General features: G+C 72.2%; 15 protein-coding genes. 9 read left to right on the top strand and 6 right to left on the bottom strand.

Annotated elements, in window-relative coordinates; genetic code table 11:
• Positions 1-1,296 (bottom strand): extracellular solute-binding protein, encoded by a 1,296-nt coding sequence (locus ABZT47_RS32580; protein ID WP_354850792.1) that lies wholly within the window; start codon positions 1,294-1,296, stop codon positions 1-3.
• A gap of 246 nt (positions 1,297-1,542) precedes the next feature.
• On the opposite strand from ABZT47_RS32580, the gene ABZT47_RS32575 reads away from it, so the two are divergent.
• Together ABZT47_RS32575 and ABZT47_RS32570 are read left to right on the top strand one after the other, a co-directional pair.
• Complete coding sequence (locus ABZT47_RS32575) at positions 1,543-2,556, top strand: LacI family DNA-binding transcriptional regulator (RefSeq protein ID WP_354850789.1); 1,014 nt, start codon at positions 1,543-1,545, stop codon at positions 2,554-2,556.
• A gap of 427 nt (positions 2,557-2,983) precedes the next feature.
• Positions 2,984-3,913 (top strand): cupin domain-containing protein, encoded by a 930-nt coding sequence (locus tag ABZT47_RS32570; protein WP_354850786.1) that lies wholly within the window; start codon positions 2,984-2,986, stop codon positions 3,911-3,913.
• A gap of 4 nt (positions 3,914-3,917) precedes the next feature.
• On the opposite strand, the gene ABZT47_RS32565 is transcribed toward ABZT47_RS32570, so the two are convergent.
• Positions 3,918-5,207, bottom strand: a complete 1,290-nt coding sequence (locus tag ABZT47_RS32565) for an MFS transporter (RefSeq protein WP_354850784.1) — start codon at positions 5,205-5,207, stop codon at positions 3,918-3,920.
• A 94-nt stretch (positions 5,208-5,301) separates the two neighbouring features.
• The gene (locus ABZT47_RS32560) at positions 5,302-6,087 is read right to left on the bottom strand and encodes a class I SAM-dependent methyltransferase (protein WP_354850781.1); all 786 of its coding nucleotides are present in this window, start codon (positions 6,085-6,087) and stop codon (positions 5,302-5,304) included.
• A gap of 123 nt (positions 6,088-6,210) precedes the next feature.
• Between ABZT47_RS32560 and ABZT47_RS32555 the strand changes: the two genes are divergently transcribed.
• Together ABZT47_RS32555 and ABZT47_RS32550 are read left to right on the top strand one after the other, a co-directional pair.
• The gene (locus tag ABZT47_RS32555; RefSeq protein ID WP_354850778.1) at positions 6,211-6,867 is read left to right on the top strand and encodes a copper resistance CopC family protein; all 657 of its coding nucleotides are present in this window, start codon (positions 6,211-6,213) and stop codon (positions 6,865-6,867) included.
• A complete protein-coding gene (locus tag ABZT47_RS32550) occupies positions 6,864-7,997 on the top strand; it encodes a CopD family protein (protein WP_354850775.1) in 1,134 nt (377 codons plus the stop codon). The genes ABZT47_RS32555 and ABZT47_RS32550 overlap by 4 nt, the downstream gene beginning before the upstream one ends.
• An 85-nt stretch (positions 7,998-8,082) precedes the next feature.
• Here ABZT47_RS32550 and ABZT47_RS32545 read toward each other — a convergent pair whose 3' ends face one another.
• A complete protein-coding gene (locus tag ABZT47_RS32545) occupies positions 8,083-9,309 on the bottom strand; it encodes a hypothetical protein (RefSeq protein ID WP_354850772.1) in 1,227 nt (408 codons plus the stop codon).
• Between the two features lie 123 nt (positions 9,310-9,432).
• Between ABZT47_RS32545 and ABZT47_RS32540 the strand changes: the two genes are divergently transcribed.
• On the top strand, positions 9,433-12,285 hold the full coding sequence (locus tag ABZT47_RS32540) for an alpha/beta fold hydrolase (RefSeq protein WP_354850769.1): 2,853 nt from the start codon (positions 9,433-9,435) through the stop codon (positions 12,283-12,285).
• Between the two features lie 382 nt (positions 12,286-12,667).
• The gene (locus tag ABZT47_RS32535) at positions 12,668-13,498 is read left to right on the top strand and encodes an ABC transporter permease subunit (protein ID WP_354850766.1); all 831 of its coding nucleotides are present in this window, start codon (positions 12,668-12,670) and stop codon (positions 13,496-13,498) included.
• Positions 13,499-13,636: 138 nt separating this feature from the next.
• Here the strand turns inward: ABZT47_RS32535 and ABZT47_RS32530 are convergent, their stop codons facing one another.
• Positions 13,637-14,671, bottom strand: coding sequence for an aldo/keto reductase (locus tag ABZT47_RS32530; protein WP_354850764.1), 1,035 nt, complete (start codon positions 14,669-14,671; stop codon positions 13,637-13,639).
• 110 nt (positions 14,672-14,781) lie between these two features.
• Here ABZT47_RS32530 and ABZT47_RS32525 point away from each other — a divergent pair, with 110 nt between their 5' ends.
• Entirely contained in the window at positions 14,782-15,414 is a 633-nt protein-coding gene (locus ABZT47_RS32525; RefSeq protein WP_354850761.1) for a MerR family transcriptional regulator, read from the top strand.
• A gap of 355 nt (positions 15,415-15,769) precedes the next feature.
• Entirely contained in the window at positions 15,770-16,987 is a 1,218-nt protein-coding gene (locus ABZT47_RS32520; protein WP_354850759.1) for a hypothetical protein, read from the top strand.
• Positions 16,988-17,182: 195 nt separating this feature from the next.
• On the opposite strand, the gene ABZT47_RS32515 is transcribed toward ABZT47_RS32520, so the two are convergent.
• On the bottom strand, positions 17,183-17,350 hold the full coding sequence (locus ABZT47_RS32515; protein WP_354851080.1) for a hypothetical protein: 168 nt from the start codon (positions 17,348-17,350) through the stop codon (positions 17,183-17,185).
• A 181-nt stretch (positions 17,351-17,531) separates the two neighbouring features.
• Here ABZT47_RS32515 and ABZT47_RS32510 point away from each other — a divergent pair, with 181 nt between their 5' ends.
• Positions 17,532-19,643 carry an ATPase gene (locus ABZT47_RS32510; RefSeq protein ID WP_354850756.1) on the top strand — a complete coding sequence of 704 codons (2,112 nt, stop codon included), beginning with the start codon at positions 17,532-17,534 and terminating at the stop codon, positions 19,641-19,643.
• The last annotated feature ends 91 nt before the right edge of the window (positions 19,644-19,734 follow it).

The following is a 19,734-nucleotide window of genomic DNA, read 5'->3' as shown; positions in this document are numbered from 1 at the left end:
CTACTCGGACTTGGCGGTCTCGGTGACGGCCTGGGTGACCTGCTCGGGGGTCTTGGAGCCGGCGATCAGCGCGGCCACGCTGTCGTTGACCTCCTGACCGACGGCCGGCGGGTAGGCCTGGTCGAGGTAGAGCTGGAACCCGGAGGCGCCGGCCAGCGTCTTGGCGACGACGGCGAGGTTCGGGTCCTTCACGACGCTCTCCTCGCCCTTGAGCACGGGCTGGATGCCTCCGGTCTCCACCGCCGCGGCGTGGACGTCCTTGCTGGAGAGGAACTTCAGGAAGTCGACGGCCGCGGGCGGGGCGTTCACGCCGACCGCGTACCCGCCGCCGCCGCCGAAGGCGTCGGTGGCCGAGCCCTTACCGCCGTCGACGGACGGGAAGGTGAAGAAGCCGAGCTTGTCGCCCAGGTCCTTCTTGCTCGCGTCCTTCTCGACGGTCGGCGCCCACTGGCCCATCAGCTCCATGGCGGTCTTGCCGTTGCCCATGAGGGCGGCCTGGCCGTCGGGCGTGGAGTAGGCGGCGCCGAGGAAGCCCTTCTGGAAGGGCTGCAGGTCGGCCAGCTCCTTGAGCTTCTGGCCGGCCGCGACGAAGTCGGGCTTGTTGAAGTCGTGGTCGACCGCGGCCTGCTTGAGCGCGTCCAGGCCCGCGATGCGCATGGCGAGGTAGGCCCAGTAGTAGTGGCCGGGCCACTTCTCCTTGCCGGCGAGGGCGATGGGGGTGACGCCCGCCGCCTTGAGCTTCTTGACGGCGTCGATGAACTCGGTCCAGGTGGCGGGCGCCGCGGCGATGCCGGCCTTCTTGAACAGGTCCTTGTTGTACCAGAAGCCGACCATGCCGATGTCCTGCGGGATGGCGTAGGTCTTCTGGTCGAACTGGTAGGCCGCCAGGGAGGCCGGAGTGAAGTCGGCGATCCAGGTGGCGGCCTCGGAGGAGAGGTCCTTCACCAGCCCGGCGTCGATCTGCTGCTTCAGCACGCCCCCACCCCAGGTGGTGTACACGTCGGGGGTCTTCCCCGACTGCGTCACCGTGGCGAGCTTGGCCTTGAACGCCTCGTTCTCGATGGGGACGTTCTTGATCGTGACGTTCGGGTGTGCGGTCTGGTACTCCTTGACCTTCTGCGCGTAGAAGCTTTTCATGGGTTCGGTGGTGGAGATGTTCCACCACTCGACGGTGACCTTGCCCGCCGACGCGGTCCCCGTCGCCGCGCCGCCCGTGTTCGTCTGCCCGCCGCAGCCTCCCGCCAGCAGCGCCGCCGTCGCGGCCAGTAAGACCACACTTCGCCGACTCAACGACATCCTCGTGGTTCCTTCCTCATAACGCACCCGCTGCGAGAGCTCCGTACTCCGCCCCGAGAACTTTGAAAGTTTCTTTGGCACCCCCGAATATTTCGTGACCCGGAGAGTACGTAAACCGCACGTAACACGTCAATAGCCACACAGGAACGGGTTCGCGATGCCGAGGACAGCATGGCGTCCCGAGGGCCGCACGGAACAGTGGCCCCGGCCGGGAAATTCCGAAAGCTTTCGGATACACTCCGTCGCATGTCAGCGAAGAGGCGGGTCACCATCGCTCTGATCGCCGAGGAGGCCGGAGTCTCGGTCCCGACGGTGTCCAAGGTCGTCAACGGCCGCCCCGAGGTGGCGCCCGAGACGCGCCGCCGGGTCGAGCGCCTGCTCCACGAACACGGTTACCGGCGCCGCACCGGCCAGGGGGACGGCCCGGTCGGCCTCATCGACCTGGTCTTCGCCGAGATAGAGAGCCCGTGGGCCATGGAGATCATCCGCGGCGCCGAGACGGCGGCCCGCGAGGCCGACGCGGCCGTGGTGGTCTCCGTGCTGCACACCCATTCCGGGCCGGGCCGCGACTGGCTCGACCGCATCGCCGCCCGCCGCACCGACGGCGTCGTCCTGGTCGCCTCGAAGCTGACCCGCCGCCAGCACGGCCAGCTCCTCGCGCGGTCCATCCCCTTCGTCATCGTCGACCCCGAGGGCGAGCCCGCTCCCGACGTCGCCTCGGTCGGCGCGACCAACTGGCACGGCGGCCTGGCGGCCACCCGCCATCTGCTGGAGCTGGGCCACCGCCGCATCGGGATGATCGGCGGGCCGGCCGAGATGCTGTGCAGCCGGGCGCGCATCGACGGCTACCGCGCCGCCCTGGAGACCGCCGGGGTGGCCGTCGACCCCGAGCTGATCCGCTACGGCGACTTCCTGGTCGACTCGGGCCACATCCACGGCAAGGCGTTCCTGGAACTGCCCGACCGGCCCACCGCGGTCTTCGCCGGCAGCGACATGCAGGCGTTCGGCGTGTTCGAGGCCGTGCGCCGGGCCGGGCTCCGCGTGCCCGACGACCTGAGCGTCGTGGGGTTCGACGACCTGCCCCTGGCCCGCTCGGCGTGGCCGCCGCTGACCACCGTGCGCCAGCCGCTGGAGGAGATGGCCGCGCTGGCCACCCGCATGGCCCTGGAGATCTCGCGCGGCGACTCGCTGGAGACCCGGCGGGTCGAACTGGCCACCGACCTGCTCATCCGCGACAGCACCGCCCGGCCGCAGCTCTAACGGCCCGTCGCGTCCCGTCCGTGAAACTTTCAGCCGTCCACCCCACGGGTGGACGGCCTTGACGTTTATCGCCCGGCCGTTTTAGGTTGCTGCCACGAAAACTGTCATAAAACTTCTGAAATGTTTCGGAGGGTCGGGTGCGCAGACGAGCGCGGGCCGCCACGTCTCGGACGGACGGCGCGTCCGGCCAGGCCACCGCCTGCGCGCGCGCACGCAGCGCGATCGCGCCCGCCGCCACCGTCCCCGGCGCCAGAGTCCCCGGCGGGACGCCGGCCGCGACGCCCGTCGCCGGCGGGACACGATCGGATCACGGCGGCGGAGAGCGGCACCTGCGCCGCCGTGATCTTCCAGCGCCGCTCCGGGACGGGGTCGCCACGGGCGCGTCCGAGGAGCGCCGGCAGGCCCGTCTCTCCGGGGACGCCGCCCGATGAGCGCGCACCGACGCCCGGGCGGGCACCCGGAAGGCCCCGGAGCCGGCGAGGCTCCGGGGCCGCGCGAATCCTCCGAGTCCCCGACGCCCGAAGGATCCCCGGCGTACGCGGAGTCCTCGGCCGGCATGGTCCGCGAGCCGGCCGCCCAAGACGTGGAGGGCATCTCAAGGGCGCTCGAGGTGCCCTCCACCATGCCCTCCACCATGCCCACCGTCACGCCCTCTGCCGTTGGCCCCGTCATGGGTCCCGTCATGGGCTTTCCCGGCGGCGTCGGCGTCTCGGGTCTGCGCGTCTACGACTGGCCCTCGGCCGACGGCGCCTGCGGCGGCTCCCCGCACATGCACCTGCTGTGCTCGGAGGCGTACGTCGTCGTGGAGGGCGCCGGCTCGGTCCAGACGCTGACGTGGGAGGGGTACGACGAGACCCCGCTCGCGCCCGGCGCGGTCGTGTGGTTCACACCGGGCACCATCCACCGGCTGGTCAACGACGACGCCCGCCTGCGCATCGTGGTCGTCATGCAGAACAGCGGCCTGCCCGAGGCGGGCGACGCCGTGTTCACCTTCCCGCCCGACGTGCTCGACGACCCGGCGGCGTACGCCGAGATGGCGGCGGTCACGGACGAGGCCGACGCGCGGCGGCGCAGGGACGTCGCCATCGAGGGGTTCCTCGCACTGCGCGAGCGCGGCCAGGAAGGGCTCGCCGCCTTCCACCGGCAGGCGGCGCGCATCGTGTCGGGCAAGCTCGGCTCCTTCGAGGAGCGGTGGCGATCGGGGGCCCTGCGGGCGGCCGAGGCCACCGGCGCCCACCTGCGGGCGCTTCGCGACGGCGACACCGCGCACCTCAGGCAGGCGCGCGTCATGTCCGCGGCCGCCGAGCCGCGTCTCGGCATGTGCGGGCGCCTTGAGACCTACCAGCTGGGCGAATGAGCGATCAGGGAACAGCGCGGATCTTCCACACCAGCCCGGCGCCGAGCAGCGTCAGCGCGGCCGCGGTGAGGTAGAGCACCGGATAGCCGCCCAGGCCCGACACGATCGGGCCGGCGATCACCGGCCCCAGCACCTGGGGGCCCGAATTGGCGATGTTGATCACGCCCAGGTCCTTGGCCCGGCCGGTCGCCGCGGGCAGCACCTGGGTGACCAGGGCGTTGTCCACCGCGAGGTAGATGCCGAAGCCGATGCCCATGATCACGGCGGCCGCCACGACCATCGGCCACAGCGGCCAGAACGCCATGATCACGAAAGGCACCGCGCTGATCGTGCCCGAGACCGTGACGAGCATCTTGCGCCGTCCCATCCGGTCGGAGACCACCCCGCCGGCCACGGCGGTGACCACCACCGCCGCGGTGTAGATGAGAATGAGGACCAGCAGGCCGTCCTCGGCCCTGCTCCCGGGGAACAGCCGCTCGTAGCCGACCGCGTCGGTGAGGAAGTACAGCAGGTACAACAGCGCGACGGCGTTGCCGAGCTGCATCAGGAAGCGGGTCAGCCAGGCCCAGGCGAAGTCGGGGTGCGCGCGCGGGCTCACCCACAGGCCGCCCACGAACCCCCTCAGGCTGAACGGCGGCCGCAGCCGCGCCGGCAGAGGCGCGTCCCGGGTGGTGAGGACGAACGGCAGCACGCCCAGCGGCACCAGGGCGGCGATCAGCAGGTATCCGGCCCCCGTGGTCGTCGCCACCATCGTCACCAGCACCACCGCCAGCACCACCCCGAGCGTCTGCGGCACGCCGATCCACCCCGACACCTCGCCGCGCTGGCCCACCGGCACGTGGTCGGGGACGCCGGCCGTCAGCGCGGCCTGCATGGCGTTCAGCCCGGCCTGCGCGAGGCACCAGCCGATGAGCACGCCCGCGAACGAGCCCTGGAAGGCGAGGAAGGCCAGGCCGAGCCCACCGGCCACCGCACCGAGCAGCGTCCACGGGTGGCGTCTGCCGAAACGCCCGGCGGTGCGGTCGGACAACGCCCCGGCCACCGGGTTGAACACCATCGCCACGGCGGCGCCGGCGCCGGTCACCCACGCCAGGGCGCTCTCTTTGCCTCCCAGGTCCGTCACCAGCGCGATCTGCCGTGGCAGCAGCACCTGGAGCGGGCCGAAGTACGCCATCCACAGGACCAGGTTGGCCAGCGAGATGAAGGCGACCCAGCGCGGGCCGACCCTCCTGACCGGCTCGGCCAGGGCGAGAGGCGGGTCGTACGGCGGGGTGACGGGGGGAAGGGTGCTCACCGGCGCGGCTCCTGAGTGACGAGGCGTGCCCGGATGGTAGTCGCCGCACCCCCCTCCGATAAAGACCCACTTCTCCCCCGAACCGACGGCGTCGTCAGGACCCGGAAGGCGGAGGGCGGCGGGCGGTGAGGACCTCGGTGGTGAAGCGCTCCTCCCAGACGCCGCCGGGGTTGGCGGCCGCCAGGGCCGCGCCCAGGGCCTCGACGAAGTCGAGGGTGCGGTCGCCGAGCCGGGCCGGCGTGGAGTAGGAGAACGACAGCTGCAACCCCACCACCTGCTCGGTGTCGCGCCGCACCACGCGGTCGAACCGCGCCGTGGAGATGTCGCGGAACGCCGACTCGGCCACCACTTCCCTGTGATGGCGCCCCGACTGCCGGAAGGACTCGTCGTTCACCCGCCATTCGAGGCCGAACCGGTTGCGCACCGCCTGCACCACCGGCTCCCACGGCGGTTCCACCGGATCGCGGGTCGGCCCCACGAGCACGACGGCCCCGTCCGGCGGGAGCATGGCGTCCAGGTCGGCCAGCACCCGCGCGCGCCGCATCCAGTGGAACGAGCGGCCCATGACGACGTGGTCGACACGGCCGAGCGGCAGCCCCGCGAGACGGGTGGAGTCACCCTGCATCCAGTGGACGCCGGACGGCGCCAGGCGCGAACCCTCGGCGAGCATGTCCTCGCTCGGGTCGACGGCGAGGACCGTGCCGGCGAAGCGGGACAGCGGGATGGCCAGCGTGCCGGGACCGCAGCCGAGATCGAGCACCCGGGAGCGCTTGCCGAGGGCCAGCACGCGCGCGATGTAGGCGATGACCTCGTCGCCGTATGCGTTGCGGTAGCGGCGGTAATGCGCGGCCGCGCCGTCGTACAGCAGCCTTGGCTCCACCAGCCAATCCTAGCCACGCCCTCGGCCGCCTCACCGGGACTCATAGGTGGCACCATGGCAGCGTCCGGTGGAAACGACGGAAAGGTCAAGTCAATTGAGGTCCTGTCACGGCCGGAGCGCCGAGTGAGACGACTGCTGACGGTCCTGGCGGTGGCCTTCGCGGCGCTCGCGGTGGCGGTCGCGCCCGCCCTGGCGCACAACGTGCTGACGGGCAGCGACCCCAAGGACGGCGCCCGGCTCGCTTCCTTGCCCGCCCAGGTGACGCTGACCTTCGACCAGCCGGTGCGGGCCGACTTCGCCCAGGTGGCGCTGACCGGGCCCGACGGCAGGGTCGCCAAGGCGGCCGTGCACGTCGTGGACGCCAAGGTGACGGCCGAGGTGCCGGCGTCGGTCGCGGCGGGCGCGGCCGGCGCGTACGTCATCGGATACCAGATCGTCTCCAACGACGGGCATCCGGTCACCGGCAAGATCGGCTTCACCGTCGCCGGCACCGGGTCCGCGGCTCCCGTCTCCCCGTCCACGACGCCCTCCACCGGCCCCGCCGGACCCGGCGGGACCACACCGGCGACCGGCTCCGGCGGAGCGGGGGAGCCACCGACGCCGTCCGGGGTAGCGGGGCAGGCTCCCCCAGCCGCGCAGCCGATCGCCGGCGCGGCGGCACCGGGGACGAGCGGCGGCGGCTGGGTATGGGGGCTGCTCGTCGCCGCCCTGCTGCTCTCGGGCCTCGGCATCCTCGTCGTGGCCCGCCAGAGCCGCCCGGCGCCCGGAGGCGACGCGTGAGCCCCGCCGACGAGACCACCAGCGCGACCGTCCCCCGGCACTCCGGCACCGACCGGACTCCCCCGCCCGTCGACCCCCGCGCGGATGACGGGCCCGGAGGGGGGAGGGACACCGCCGGGCGTGGCGTCGCGACGGCGTCGCAAGGAGCACGGCGGGGGCCGGTGTGGGGGCTGGCCGGGGCGGCGCTGGTGGCGGTGGTGGTGGCGACGTGGTGGACCTCGCCTGACAGCGTTCCCGGCATCGCGATCCCGGGGCCGCTGGTGAAGTACGGCCTGCCGGTGACCCGCCTGGCCATGAATCTGTGCGCCCTGGCCGCCATCGGGCTCAGCCTGCTGCCCAAGCTGGTCGGCTTCGACGACCCGGGGCGCACCGAGCCCGTCCTGTCCACGGCTCGCACCTGGGCGGTGCTCGCGGCCTTCGGCTGGGCCGTCACGGCGCTGGCCGCCATGGTGCTCAGCGCGGCCGAGCTCTCCCCCGGCCGAGTGCCCGACCCGGCGGCCTACGTCGAGGCCATCGGCTCGGGCCAGGGGCTGGTGATGAGCGCCGCGTGCGCCCTGGCCTTCACCTTCTTCGGCCTGCTGGCCGTGCGCTTCGGCGAGAACGTGCCCGCCGAGATCCGGGTGGTCGTCGCGGTGTTCGGCCTGCTCCCCCTGCCGGTCAGCGGGCACGCGTCCAACTGGTACTGGCACGAGCTGAGCATGGTCTCGATGGAGTTGCACGTCGTCGCCGCCGCGATGTGGACGGGCGGCCTGGTGGCGATGGCCGTGCTGCTCGCCCGGCACCGCGACCTGCTGGCCCGGGCCCTGCCGAGGTTCTCCCGGCTGGCCACCGTGGCCCTGGCGGTAGTGGCCCTGTCCGGGCTGTTCAACGGGCTGGTCGAGCTGGCCTTGTCGCCTACCACGCGGCTGCCCGGGTCGCTGTTGACCACGCACTACGGCCAACTGGTGATCGTCAAGGTCCTCTGCGTGGGCGCGGTCGCCCTGCTGGGGGCCAACATCCGCTGGCGCCTGCTGCCGGCCGTCGTCCAGCGGCGGGCGACGGCGTTCGCCGCCTGGGCGGCGCTCGAGGTGACGGTGATGGGCGTCGCCTACGGCGTGGCCGTCGCCCTCACCCGCGCCCCCGTGGCCTGACGCAGGACCGCGGGACCCGTTCGGCGCGAAGGCACAGGACGACGCCGGCCCGGCCTCTCGCAGGAGATGCCGGGCCGGGGTTGTGTCAGGGGGTCGCCGGGCCGGGGGCGGCGGGGGTGCCGAGGGGCAGGGCGGCGGGGGTCTCGGGCTCGCCGGAACGGCGGCGGCGGTACCACTCCACCCCGTACCAGGCCGCACCCAGCGCGACGAGGGTCACCGGGGCCGAGGCCAGCAGGTACGGCGGGGCTTCCAGCAGCCGGTCCTGCACGGCGAGGCCGCCGTAGACGCCCACGGTGACCAGGGCGGCGCCGAGCGCCGCCCGCGCGACCGGCAGCCGCAGCAGGAACGCCACGTCCACGCAGACGGCGGCGGCGAGCAGGAAGAACGGGACGGCCGAGGGCGGGAAGCCGGTGAAGTACAACATCGGCCAGATGAGGGCGCGGTAGCCGACGTAGACGCCCGCCACCGCGGTGGCGGTCCACCGGTGGCCGACCAGCGCCCGGGCCATGACCAGCACCAGCACCGCGGCGATGCCGAACCACATCGGGTACACCCAGTCGGGCACCGGAAGCGAGAACTTCTCGGCCATGGTGACGTCGATGGGCCGGCCCATCTGCTTGGCCGCGAAGTCCAGCAGTGTCGGCTCGGCGTACGGCGCCCCGCGGACGAAGGAGGCCAGCTCCAGCACGCCGTACTCCTGGTGCTCGCTCGGGAAGAGCGTGTTCTCCAGCATGAAGACGAACAGGGCGCCCAGCACGACCGTGCGCGCCCTGCCCTCGGGCGCGTAGAGGTACCAGCCCCGGATCACTCCGGCGATCATGAACGCCGTGCCGATGTACAGCAGCATGTGCGACGGGCTCCACGAGGTGATGTCCACCCCGTTGATCCGGTGATTGATCAGGTCGATGGGCACCGCGATGAGGAAGGCGCCGGTGCCCCACTGGACCAGCCGCTGGGCGGTGCGGTCGACGCCGTACCCCGTGTAGCTGTGCACGATCGTGAGGGCCAGCACGATGGCCGTGCCCGCGCTGTTGAGCAGGTGCGGCGGCGCCAGGTCGTCGCGCAGCCACTTGAAGTGCCACGACACGTCCCACGAGGCCCCGAGGACCTTCAGGACGAACGCGGCGACCCAGCTCAGGTAGAGGACGCGGAGCAGCTCCGGCGGCGTCTCACGGCCGGCCTCCCCCCGCGTCCAGTAGGGGCGGGCCCATTCGAGGGCTTCGACGGCCTTGCCCCTGCCCCACCGCCATGGGGAGGGCGCGCGACCGCCCGTCCGGGTGGCCTCGGCCTCGTTACCTGCGCCTTGCTTCACGCCAAGCATGATGCCCGTCACCGGACATGCTCCGCAATCGGGAGTTACCCCGAGATAACCCTGTATCCACCTCGGGGATGGCGTCTCAGCGATCTCTCAGCGGCGGGTAAGTAGGCTCTCGGCATGAGGGTTCGGGGGAGACCGCGGGTCGCGCTGGCGGCCGTGGTGGTGGCGGTGATCGGCGCGGTGGCGTGGGCGGTCTGGCCCTCACCGGCGGTGCGGGCGTTCGACCAGGTGATTCCGGTCGCCGACGGCCCCTCGGGCGACCAGCACGTGCTGCTGGACACCACCTTCTTCCCCCCGGCCACCGGGGGCAGGGGCCCGGTCGTGCTCCTCGCGCACGGCTTCGGCGGCAGCAAGCGCAGCGTGCGCGACGAGGCCGTGCGGCTGGCGCAGGAGGGGTACGCCGTTCTCACCTGGTCGGCCAGGGGCTTCGGCGCCTCCACCGGGCAGATCGCGCTCAACTCCCCCGACTACGAGGTCAAGGACGTCAAGCAGCTGATCGACTGGGTGGCCCGCCGTCCCGAGGTCCTGCTGGACGGCCCCGGCGACCCCCGGCTCGGCCTGGCGGGCGGCTCGTACGGCGGGGCGATCACGCTGATGGCCGCCGCCTACGACGGCCGCGTCGACGCCATCGTCCCGCAGATCACCTGGCACGACCTGGCCGACGCGCTGTTCCCCGACGCGACCGGCGCCGGCCCGGCCGAGGGCGTCTTCAAGCGCATGTGGGCCGGCCTGTTCTTCAGCCGCGCGGCCGACTCCCCCCTCGCCCCAGGCGCCGACGGTCGAAACGTGCCCACCGACCCCACCCAGCCGACCACCACCTCGAGCGCCCCGCCCAACGGCACCACCAGCGGAACGTCCGGCGGCACCTCCAGCGGAACGCTCCCTGGAACCCCCGGCGCCGCTTCCAGCGGAACAGCCGGTGGCGCCTCCAGCGGAACATCCCCTACAACCCCGAACGCCACTCCCAGCGAAACAGCCGATCGCACCTCCGGCGGAACATCCCCTGCAACCCCGAGCGCCACTTCCAGCGGAACAGCCGATCGCACCTCCAGCGGAACGTCCGGCGGAACGTCCGACAAGACCTCCTCCGGCACCTCCGGCGGGATCTCAGACGGGGGGACGGGGCCGGATGCCGGGGCGCGGGAGGCGCAGTGCGGGCGGTTCCTGCCGGCCATCTGCGACATGTACCTGCAGGTGGCCGAGACCGGGCGCGCCACCCCGGCGGCCGTCGAGACCCTGCGCAGGTCGAGCCCCATCTCCGTGCCGGGAAAGATCCGCGTGCCCACCCTGCTCATCCAGGGCGAGCACGACTCGCTCTTCCCGCTCTCGCACGCCGACGCCAACGCCCGGGCGATCGCGGCGACCGGCGCCCCTGTCCAGGTGGCGTGGTTCGACGGCGGCCACGACGGCGGGGACGGCGAACCCGACTGGGTGGCCGAGCGCACCATCGCCTGGTTCGGCCACTGGCTGAAGAAGGACGGCACGCCGCTCGGCGACGCCTTCACCGTCACCCGGGACGGCGGCCGCGATCCGGGCACGCGTCGTCCCGTCCTGGTGCACGCCGCGGCGAGCCGCTACTCCGGCCCGGCGGGCGCGTCGTCCGCGTCGGTGCGGCTCGCCGGCCCCGACCAGCAGGTGGCGGGCCCGCCGGGCGGCTCGCCTGCCGCGATCTCCACAGTGCCGGGCATGAGCGGCCTGCTCGGCGGGCTCGCCGGCGACGGCGTGGCGATCGACATGCCTGGCCAGGCCGCGGCGTTCGAGTCGGCGCCGCTGGCCGCGCCGCTGGAGGTCACCGGCGCGCCGTCGGCCACGGTGAAGGTGTACGGCGAGGGCGAGGTCACGCTGTTCGCCAAGCTGTACGACGTGGGCGGGCAGCGCCCGTCGCTGCCCCAGGGCCTGGTGGCGCCCTTCCGGGTCACGGCGACCCCCGCGGGCACGCCGGTCGCGCTCACCCTGCCGGTCATCGACCACCGGTTCGACGCCGGGCACCGGCTGCGCCTGGTGCTGAGCACCACGGACATGGGATACGCCTCCCCCACCGCGCCGGCCGTCCACCGCGTCGGGCTGGCCTCCCCGACGCTGACCGCGCCCACCGACCCGGCGCTGCGCGCGGCGGGCGGCGGTCTCGGCTGGTGGACCTGGGCCCTGCCGCCGGCCGCGCTGGCCGTCGCCGCCGCCATCGCGCTCACCGGGCGGCGGCGCCGCGCGGACGACCTCGACCCGGCGCTGGGCGGGGTGCCACTGCGCATCACCGGCCTGACCAAGAGGTACCGCGACGGCGATCCCGCCGTGGACGAGCTGTCGTTCCAAGTCGACCGGGGGCAGGTGCTCGGCCTGCTCGGCCCGAACGGCGCGGGCAAGACCACCACCATGCGCATGATGATGGGGCTCATCCATCCGGACGCGGGCGAGATCCGCATCTTCGGCCACCGCGTCACGCCGGGGGCGCCGGTGCTGTCCCGGCTGGGCTCCTTCGTCGAGGGGCCGGGCTTCCTTCCCCACCTGTCCGGCCGGGAGAACCTCGAGCTCTACTGGCGGGCCACCGGCCGGCCGAAGGGCGACGCCCATATGGAAGAGGCACTGGAGATCGCGGGCCTCGGCGCGGCGCTCGACCGCGCCGTGCGCACCTACTCCCAGGGCATGCGCCAGCGCCTGGCCATCGCGCAGGCGATGCTGGGCCTGCCCGACCTGCTGGTGCTGGACGAGCCGACCAACGGCCTGGACCCGCCGCAGATCGCCGAGATGCGCCGCGTCCTGACCCGCTACGCCGCCGCTGGCCGCACGGTGATCGTCTCCAGCCACCTGCTGGCCGAGGTCGAGCAGACCTGCGATCACGTGGTGGTGATGCACCGCGGCCGCCTGGTCACCGCCGGCCCGGTCACCGACCTGCTCGGCGGCACGGCCCCCTCCAACGGCTCCAGGGGACGTCTCGAAGACGTCTTCCTCGACCTGATCGGAGACAAGGCATGACACCGCCGAAGGTCGAGATGTCCAACGGCTCCCAGAGACGTCCTCAAGACGTCCTCCCCAAGCCGACCCGGAGACACGGCATGACACCCCCGGAACGCCGGATGGCCAACGGCTTTCGAGGACGTCCTCAAGACGTCTTCTCCGGAGTTGACCGAAGACACGGCATGACAGCCCTGAAAGTCGAGATGTCCGACGGCTTCCAGGTACGTCCTCAAGACGTCTTCTCCGGAGTTGATCGGAGACACGGCATGACACGCCTGGAGGGCGGGATGGCCGACGGGTTTGGGGGACGTCTTGGAGGCGTCTTCTTCGGACTGATGGGGGACGTGGCGTGACGCCGCCGGGGGTGGCGGCCGGGGGGGCTCGTGATGTCCCGGCGGGCGTGTCGTATGCGCCGGGGCGCACGCTGCCGCTGCGGGTGGAGATCGTGCGCCAGCTCAAGCGGCGCCGGACGGCGGTGATGTTCGGGCTGTTGCTGGCCCTGCCGTGGGTGCTGGTCGTGGCGTTCTCGCTCGGCCCCGCGCCGACGCAGCAGAACTCTCTGAGGCTGTCCGATCTCGCCACACAGGGCGGGCTGAACTTCGCGGCGTTCACGCTGTCGGTGTCGGCCACGTTCCTGCTGGTGGTGGCGGTCGCCCTGTTCTGCGGGGACACCGTGGCGAGCGAGGCGAGCTGGTCGTCGCTGCGCTACCTGCTGGCCGCCCCGGTGCCGCGCGGCCGGCTGCTGCGGCAGAAGCTGTTGGTCGCCCTCGGCTTCTCCGCGGTGGCGGTGATCACCGTGCCGCTGATGGCCTTGCTCGCCGGCACGGTGACCTTCGGGTGGAACGATGTGCGCTTGCCCGGCACCGGGGAGGTCTTCCCGGCGACCGCGGTGCTGCCGCGATTCGCCATCGTCGTCGGGTACGCCCTGGTCAGCCAGCTCGTCGTGGCGGCGCTGGCGTTCCTGTTGTCGGTGAGCACCGACTCGCCGCTGGGCGCGGTCGGCGGCGCGGTGGGGCTGGTGATCGTCAGCAACATCCTGCAGGCGGTGGAGGCGCTCGGCGCGCTGCGGGAGTTCCTGCCGACCTTCTGGAACACCGCCTGGCTGGACGCCCTGGTCCCCGAGCTCGACTGGAGCGGCATGGCCAAGGGGGCGGCGCTGTCGGTGACGTACGCGTCGGTGCTGACGGCGCTGGCCTTCCGCCGCTTCCGTCACAAGGACGTCGTGTCCTGACCCCTCGCCCGCTCCGGCGCTCAGCGGCTCGGTAGCGGGGCCTCGCGGTGATGGTGACGTCGTGGAAGTGGGTGTGCTTCCCCCGATGGTGACCTCGTGGGAGTGGGTCGTGCTCGCCTGAAGGGGGGTGCGGGAGGGTCAGCCTTGGCGGCGACGCAGGGAGGGGGTGGTCAGTTCGGGGGGCTGCCAGCCGGCGTCGGCGGGGTTGATGGTCAGGCCGGGCGGCACGATCTCGTCCACCCGGTCCAGCACGTCCGCGGGAAGCGGGGCATCGGGGGCGGTGAGCTGGCTCTCCAGGTGCTCCAGCGTGCGCGGGCCGATGATGGCGGAGGTGACGGCCGGGTGCTGGAGCACGAAGCGCAGCGACAGCTCGATGAGGGTCAGCCCGCTGTCTTCGGCGAGCCGGGCGAGCGCCTCGACGGCGGCGAGCTTGCGCCGGTTCTCGGGGAGCTCGATGTTGTAGCGGGCGGGCAGGAGGGCTGAGCGCCTACTCTGGGGCAGCTCTGCCTCCTGCCGGTAACGGCCGGTGAGCCATCCGCCGGCCAGCGGGCTCCAGGCGAGCACGCCCAGGCCGTACCGCTGACAGACGGGCAGCAGGTCGGCTTCGATGCCGCGGGCCACGACCGAGTAGGGCGGCTGCTCGGCGGCGAACCGCTCCCTGCCGCGCCGCTCGGCCGTCCACTGCGCCTCGACCACCTGGTGGGCGGGGAAGGTCGAGGTGCCGATGGAGCGGACCTTGCCCGCCCGCACCAGGTCGGTCAGGGCGCCGAGCGTCTCGTCGATGTCGACGGTGGGATCGGGGCGGTGCACCTGGTAGAGGTCGATGTGGTCGGTGCGCAGGCGGCGCAGGCTGTCCTCGACGGCGCGCATGATCCAGCGGCGGCTGTTGCCGCCCTGGTTGGGGTCCTCGCCCATCTGGCCGTGCACCTTGGTGGCGAGGAAGACGCGCTCGCGCAGGCCGTTCTCGGCCAGGAACCTGCCGATCAGCTCCTCGGACTCGCCGCCGGAGTAGATGTCGGCCGTGTCGATGAAGTTGACGCCGGCGTCGAGCGCCCGCTGCATGATCTTCGCCGACTCGTCGTAGCCGTTCTCACCCCACCAGCCGAACATCATGCCGCCGAGGCACAGCGGGCTGACCTTCACGCCGGTGCGTCCGAAGGGGCGGTACTCCATGGGATCAGCTCCTCGATCGAACGAAATACGGATAGCAGTGATGTCTACTATCTTCTTGGTACGCTGACAAGCCCCACCGGGCTACTCCGGGGTCACCGCTGGAGGAATCGATGCGCATCGCCGAGCTGAGCCGGCGTGCCGACGTGCCCGTGCCGACGATCAAGTACTACCTCCGCGAAGGGCTGCTGCCTCCCGGCGAGCGCACCAGCCACAACCAGGCCCGGTACGGCGAGGGCCACCTGCACCGGCTCAGGGTGATCAAAGCGCTCATCGGCGTCGGCGGGCTCAGCGTCGCCGCCACGCGCGAGGTCCTCGGCCAGATGTACGCGCCGGGCATGAGCGTCATCGACGCGGCCGGCAAGGCCCAGTTCGCGATGACGACCCCGCGGCCGGTGATCGAGGACGAGGCGTGGGCGGCGGCCACCGAGCACACCGAGGCGCTCATCGAAGAGCTCGGCTGGCGGGTCCGCCCGGCCAACCCGGCACGGCGGACGCTCGCCTCGGCGCTCGCCACCCTTTACCGGCTCGGCCAGACCGGGCAGCTCGCGCTCCTGCCGGAGTACGCTCGGGCCGCACGCCAGGTCGCCGAGGCCGACCTCGGGCTGATCGCCCGGGAGACCGACCCGCACACGATGCTCGAGACCGCCGTGGTCTGGACGGCCGTCGGAGACCTCGTCCTCAGCGCCCTGCGCCGGCTCGCCCAGGAGGACATCGCCTACGAAGGGCGCCCGGCGGAGCACTAGGGCGGCCGGACGCCGCATGTCCCCGGGGGAAGGTCACCGCGGCCAAGGCCATGGGCGAACCCGCCGGCCATAGGGGAGCCCACCGGCCTTGGGCGAATCCGCTGACCCTGGGGGGGATCCCCCGGCCATGGGTGTACGCGCGGGGCGCCTGGGGCCGGTGTGCGGGGTGACTTTCCGGAGACGAATGCGCATTGGTGTGAACAACCCGGCGATATTCTGGAATGATCCTCTCGGTAATCCTGTCGGACATCGAGAATGACGGACAGAGCTGATGCCCCCCTTCGAGCAGATATCTACGTTCGCAGCCGAACATCCGGGTCAGACGGCCATCATCTGTGTGTCCGCCCTGGTCGTTTTGGTTCTGACTTTCTTCGTCCTTCGCACCGCCTACCGCGCTGGCTCCCGCGCCTACCGCAAGTTCGCCGAGAACCGCCCGGCGGAGGACATCCTCACCATCGTCGCCGCCAGCATCGCCACCGGCGTGTCCGCGCAGGGCATGTGGCGCTTCTCCGGCGACGTCCTCGGCTTCGACGGCCCGCTGCGGCTGCTGCTTTTCGCGTTCATCGAGGTCGCGGTGATCACCAGCGCGGTGCGCGCCCGCCGCAACATGCGCGAGAACTTCTCGGCCGGCATCGACGGCATCGCCGTGTGGGCGCTGACGAGCCTTTCCGCGGTGCTGTCCAGCCTGGACGCCCGCAGCATGGCCGAGGCCATCTTCCGTCTGGCCGCTCCGCTGGTCGCCGCGTGGCTGTGGGAGCGCGGCATGGCGATCGAACGGCACCGCATCACCGGCCGTTCCCGCATCAAGTGGCGGCTGACGCCCGAACGCGCCATGGTCCGGCTCGGGCTGGCCGAGGTCAGCGACCGCACCGCCAGCGAGGTCGACGCCCATCGCAGGCTCACCCGCGTCGCCCTGGCCGCCAAGCGGGCGCGCGCGCTGCGCGAGGCCGGCGCCCCCGACCGCAAGATGCGGGCCGCGCTCGCCAGGCTCGACCGCGTCATGGACCAGGCCGTGGAGCACACCGGCCTGGCGGTGGACGCCGGGCGCCAGGAGGCCCTGCTCCAGCAGATCGGCGCGCTGTACAACACCAGCGCCCTCATCGACCTGCGCCCGCCGGTGCCGTGGGGCCCGGAGCCGGAGGAGCGGCAGCACGCGCTGCCGGTGGCCGCCTCCCCCGTCGCGGCGTACATCGCCGACGACGACGAGGAGGCCGAGATCATGGAGGCCGAGTCCGCCCCGCAGGTGGTGGACACCGCCCAGCGTGCCGCCCTGCTGCGCGCGGCCCGGTCCTACTGGGACCGGCAGATCGAGCGCAAGATCGTCCCTCGGGCGGCCGACATCGCCAGGGAGATCGGCATCTCGCTCACCACGGCCAGGGAGTACCGCGCGCTGTGGAAGCTGGAGCCGCGCGCCCACGCGCTCATCGAGATCGCCTACAACGAGCACGGCATCGTCGACACCGGCACCTTCCCCGCGATCGTGGTGCCCGACAAGGCGGAGCGCACCGAGCAGCGTGAGCGCGTGCTCAGCGTGAACGGCTCGGCCCCGGCGGCCGACGCCGTCGGCGCCTGACCGCGCGGCCGGAAGGCGAAGGGAAGGCGGAGGAAGGAAGCCGGGGAAGACGGCGGCGGCCCGAAGGCCGGTTGAGAACCTTCGGGCCGTGACGGACAGGTGATGGGCTCCGCGAGCTGCGGAGCCCGGGCGACGATGTGAGTCCCCGGCACGAAGGCCGCTCCTCCAGGTGGCCGTTCGCGGGCCTTCCCGGCGTCAGCCCCAGTGGGGTGGGCGCTCTTCCAGCAGGTGGGACACATCGTCGGATGAGCGCCACTCGCCCCAACCGGAGTCGGTGTCGTCGCTCGTCTGGTCTGGCAGCACCGGCAGCCCCTCATCGAAGAGGTCCACCGGACGCAGGTCATCCGGCTCATGCACAGTCACGTGGACAATGCTACGCGGCCGGCGGGCGGTGCGATCGCCACCCCCAGGGGCACCATCGGTCCCAGATTCACCACCGGGACCACGCGCCGCCGTACATTCGCGGCGCAAGGACAGCCAACCGCTCGCACAGGTACGATGCGGAAGCAGGTAGCACGCCGGAACGACCCCCGTGAGGCGGCCCATGGCACCCCCGTCAGGATGGCGCAGAGAGGGCAACCTGCCCGCGGAGCTCACCAGCTTCGTCGGCAGAGAACGCCTGCTGGCCACCATCAGGCAGCGTCTCCAGGAGTCCCGCCTCGTCACGGTGACCGGCATCGGAGGCGTCGGCAAGTCGCGCACCGCGCTGCGCATCGCCCACCAGGTGGGTCCGCAGTTCACAGACGGCGTCTGGTACGTCGACCTGTCCCGGCTGCAGGACCCGACGATGGTGCCGCACGCCGTCAACGCCGCGCTCGGCATCGCCGACCAGTCCGCCCGGCCCGAGGTCGAGACGCTCACCGAGTGGATGACCCCGCGCGATCTGCTGGTCGTCCTCGACTCCTGCGAGCACCTGCTCGACCCGTGCGCGCATCTGATCCAGCAACTGCTGCGCGACGCCCCGCACGTCCGGGTGCTGGCCACCAGCAGGCAGTCGCTCGGCGTGCAGGGCGAGCAGACGATCCCGGTGGCGCCGCTGCTGGTGCCCGGCGACGACGGCGGCGAGAGCCCGTTCGTCAACGAGTCGGTCCAGCTGTTCACCGAGCGCGCCTGCGCGGTCCTGCCCGGCTTCACGGTGGACGAGGAGAACATCGCCGCGGTGTCGGAGCTGTGCCGCAGGCTCGACGGCATCCCGCTGGCCATCGAGCTGGCCTCGGTGCGCCTGCGCGCGCTGTCGGTGGAGCAGATCCTCACGTTACTGACCGACCGCTTCAGCCTGCTCGCGGGCGCCAGCCGTACGGCGCTGCCCCGCCACCAGACGCTGCGCGCGGCCATCGGCTGGAGCCACGAGCTGTGCGAGCCGGCCGAGCGGCTGCTGTGGGCGCGCCTTTCCATCTTCTCCGGCGACTTCGAGCTGGAGGCCGCCCGCTACGTCTGCGCCAGTGAGGACCTGCCCGCCGAGAACGTCATGGACCTCATCTCCGGCCTGGTGGAGAAGTCCATTCTGCTGAGCAGCAACGAGCGGGCCGGGGTCCGCTACCGCCTCATCGACACGCTGCGGCACTACGGCAAGGAGTGGCTGGACAAGCTCGGCGAGACCGACCGGGTCAGGCGCCGCCACCGCGAGTACTACCTGCAGCTCGCCGAACGGGGCGAGCACGCCTGGTCGGGGCCGCGGCAGGTCTACTGGTTCGGGCGCATGCGCCAGGAGCACGACAACATCCGCGCCGCGCTGGACTACTGCCTGAGCGACCCGGCCGAGGCGCGCACCGGCCTCGAACTGCTGTCGTCCCTGTGGTTCATGTGGGTCGCCTGCGGGTTCGCCCGCGAGGGCCGGCTGTATCTGGAGCGGGCGCTGCACGCGAGCCCCCAGCCCAGCAAGGAGCGCTGCAAGGCGCTGTGGGTCCTCGCCTACGTCCGCAGCGCCCAGGGCGACACCTCGGCGGCGCTGGACGCCGCCGAGGCGTGCGCGACCGACGCCGTACGCGTGGGCGACTCGATCGCGGTCATCCTGGCGACGAAGATGCAGGGGTCCGCCGCGTTCCTGCAGGGCGACCTGCACAAGGCGACGGCCCTGCTGGGGGTGGCCATCGAGTTCCACCGCAGCGGGCGCGAGCTGAACCCCGGCCTGCTCCCCGCCATCGTCGAGCTGGCGGTCGTGCTGACCCAGCAGAACGAGCTGACCGAGGCCGAGTCGCTGCTGCGCGACTGCCGCCAGCTGTGCACTGAGCGCGGCGAGCTGTGGCTGCGCTCGTACGCGGTGTGGGCGACCTCGGCGATCGAGCGGATGACCGGCCGCACGCACGACGCCGTGCAGAGCGCGCAGGAGTCGCTGCGCATCAAGCGGCACTTCCACGACGTACTGGGCGCCGTCCTGGCGATGGAGACGCTGTCGCAGCTCGCCGTCGACCAGGGCGAGCCGGCGAGGGCGGCGCGCATCCTCGGCGCCGCCCAGGCGAACTGGCGGCTGTTCGGCCTGCCGCAGTTCGGCTCGCCGTTCTTCGGCACCGAGCACGAGGCGTGCGTGAAGGAGTGCAAGCGGCTGCTCGGCGACGAGGACTACCTTGAGCACTACCAGCAGGGCTCTCTGATGAACTTCGAGGAAGCCGTCAGCTACGCCATGGGCGAGATCGACCCGGGCGAGGTCACCTCCTAGTGTCATGCGCCAGAAATCCGTCCCAAATATTTAGCGAGTGATTCGAGGATCTCTTCGGCGGTCTTGGTCCATACGAAGGGTTTGGGGTTCT

The organism is Sphaerisporangium sp. NPDC005289, assembly GCF_040607455.1.
GTDB lineage: Bacteria > Actinomycetota > Actinomycetes > Streptosporangiales > Streptosporangiaceae > Sphaerisporangium > Sphaerisporangium rhizosphaerae.
The sequence above is the reverse complement of the archived record's forward strand: the minus strand, read 5'-3'. Positions and strand labels throughout refer to the sequence as shown.

Coding starts and splice junctions, on each gene's coding strand:
- ABZT47_RS32580 (WP_354850792.1), bottom strand. CDS start 1,296: ATGTCGTTGAGTCGGCGAAGTGTGGTCTTACTGGCCGCGACGGCGGCG.
- ABZT47_RS32575 (WP_354850789.1), top strand. CDS start 1,543: ATGTCAGCGAAGAGGCGGGTCACCATCGCTCTGATCGCCGAGGAGGCC.
- ABZT47_RS32570 (WP_354850786.1), top strand. CDS start 2,984: ATGAGCGCGCACCGACGCCCGGGCGGGCACCCGGAAGGCCCCGGAGCC.
- ABZT47_RS32540 (WP_354850769.1), top strand. CDS start 9,433: ATGAGGGTTCGGGGGAGACCGCGGGTCGCGCTGGCGGCCGTGGTGGTG.
- ABZT47_RS32530 (WP_354850764.1), bottom strand. CDS start 14,671: ATGGAGTACCGCCCCTTCGGACGCACCGGCGTGAAGGTCAGCCCGCTG.
- ABZT47_RS32525 (WP_354850761.1), top strand. CDS start 14,782: ATGCGCATCGCCGAGCTGAGCCGGCGTGCCGACGTGCCCGTGCCGACG.
- ABZT47_RS32510 (WP_354850756.1), top strand. CDS start 17,532: ATGGCACCCCCGTCAGGATGGCGCAGAGAGGGCAACCTGCCCGCGGAG.